Origin of the sequence: Pseudomonas sp. NDM, assembly GCF_003105095.1 — a bacterium.
GTDB classification, from domain to species: domain Bacteria; phylum Pseudomonadota; class Gammaproteobacteria; order Pseudomonadales; family Pseudomonadaceae; genus Aquipseudomonas; species Aquipseudomonas moraviensis_A.
Genome location: NZ_QETJ01000306.1, coordinates 1 through 1,915 on the forward strand (window position 1 = coordinate 1; position 1,915 = coordinate 1,915).

A 1,915-nucleotide genomic window follows, 5' to 3' on the forward strand; every position below is an offset into this window, starting at 1 on the left:
CGATCTTTTGATCTGGTTTTTACAAATCAAAGTCAAAAGATCGCAGCCTTCGGCAGCTCCTACACAGGGTTGCATTCCCAAGTCAGAGCGTTGAGCGGACCACGTCGCCGAGCCAATCCATAAACACCCGCACCCGCAGCGGCAAATGCCGTTGTCGCGCATACAACAAGGAAATCGCCATCGGCGGTGCGGTGTATTGCGCGAGCACGGTCACCAGTTCGCCATTTTCCAGATGCGGTTGCATGCCGGTGCGCGGTACCTGGGTCAGGCCGAAACCGCCCAGGCACGCCGCTTCGTAGGCATCGGTGCTGTTGACCGTGACACTGCCGGCCATCGCCACGCGCCGCACCTCACCGTCCTCCTCATAGATAAACCCTTCCGAACGCGAGCCCAGCACGCCGACGTAATGCACCAGCCGATGCTGTGCCAGATCTTCCAGGGTCTGCGGCACGCCGTAACGTTGCAGATAATCCGGGCTGGCGCAGTTGACCATCGTGAAATCGCCCAAGTGCCGGGCGACCACCGACTGATCCGGCTGCGCGCCGATGCGCAACACGCAGTCGAAACCCTCGCTCAGCAGATCGACACGGCGATCGGTGCTGCTGATTTCCATCTGCAGATTCGGGTGGCGATCCATGAACTCTGGCAGGCGCGGCATGATCAACCGTCGCGCGAGAATATTCGGCATATCGACCCGGATGCGCCCGGTCAGCGAAGCCTCGTCCTGCCGAAACAGCCCTTCGATCTCATCCATGTGCGAGAGCAGATCCTTGCTGCGTTCATACAACACCAGGCCGTCCTGGGTGGCCTGCACCTTGCGCGTGGTGCGCTGCAACAGGCGCGTGCCGAGCAAGGCTTCAAGTGCCTGCACCTGCTCGGACACCGTGGAGCGCGGCAGGCCGAGGCTTTCACCGGCGAGGGTGAAACTCGACAGTTCGCTGACCCGGACGAAGGTACGCAGCAGTTCCAGTTTGTTCATCACAGGCCTCGGTGATTGTTCGGCTGAGCCGATCAGTGATTCCGCTTTTGCCGTGTTTATCACCTCAGGGCGGATAAATAAACTTCTTCCATCCCCACTCAACGCAATCGAGGAAGTCCGCATGAATCGCAAAATCGCACTGATCACCGGCGCCAGTCGCGGCCTGGGCCGCAGCGCCGCGCTGCATCTCGCCGCGCAAGGCATCGACATCATCGGCACCTACAACAGCCGCGCCGACGAGGCGCAGAATCTGGTCATAGAGCTACAGGTACTCGGCGCGAAAGCGGCAATGCTGCAACTGGACGTCGGCCACAGCGAACACTTTGCCGCGTTCGCCGCGCAGGTTGCACAAGTACTGGAGCAGACCTTTGAGCGGCAGCGCTTTGATTTCCTCATCAACAATGCCGGGATCGGCGTGCATGCGCTGTTCAGCGAAACCACCCCGGAGCAGTTCGATCTGCTGATGAACGTGCAACTGAAAGGGCCGTTCTTTCTGACTCAGCAACTGCTGCCGCAGATCAACGACGGTGGGCGCATCGTCAATATTTCCAGCGGCCTGACCCGCTTCAGCCTGCCGGGTTACGGCGCCTACGCGGCGATGAAAGGCGCGATGGAAGTGCTGACCCGTTATCAGGCGAAGGAGCTTGGCGCGCGGCAGATTGGCGTGAACATTCTGGCGCCGGGTGCGATTGAAACCGATTTTGGTGGCGGTACGGTGCGCGACAACAGCGCTGTCAACGCGATGGTCTCGAGCAACACCGCGCTGGGTCGCGTCGGCCAACCAGACGATATTGGCGGAGCATTGGCGCTGCTGCTGTCACCGGGTGGACAGTGGATCAACGGTCAGCGGGTCGAGGCATCCGGCGGCATGTTCCTGTAGCGCTTGACCCGCGTAGGAGCTGCCGAAGGCTGCGATCTTTTGACTTTGATTTTCAA

The 1,915-nt window shown here is 60.5% G+C and carries 2 protein-coding genes; one reads left to right on the forward strand and one right to left on the reverse strand.

The features are described 5' to 3' along the window. Positions 1 to 82 precede the first annotated feature (82 nt). Entirely contained in the window at positions 83 to 979 is an 897-nt protein-coding gene (locus DCO47_RS26660) for a LysR family transcriptional regulator (RefSeq protein ID WP_116659276.1), read from the reverse strand. 121 nt (positions 980 to 1,100) lie between these two features. Here DCO47_RS26660 and DCO47_RS26665 point away from each other — a divergent pair, with 121 nt between their 5' ends. After that, positions 1,101 to 1,859, forward strand: a complete 759-nt coding sequence (locus tag DCO47_RS26665; protein ID WP_116659277.1) for an SDR family NAD(P)-dependent oxidoreductase — start codon at positions 1,101 to 1,103, stop codon at positions 1,857 to 1,859. Positions 1,860 to 1,915: the final 56 nt, after the last annotated feature.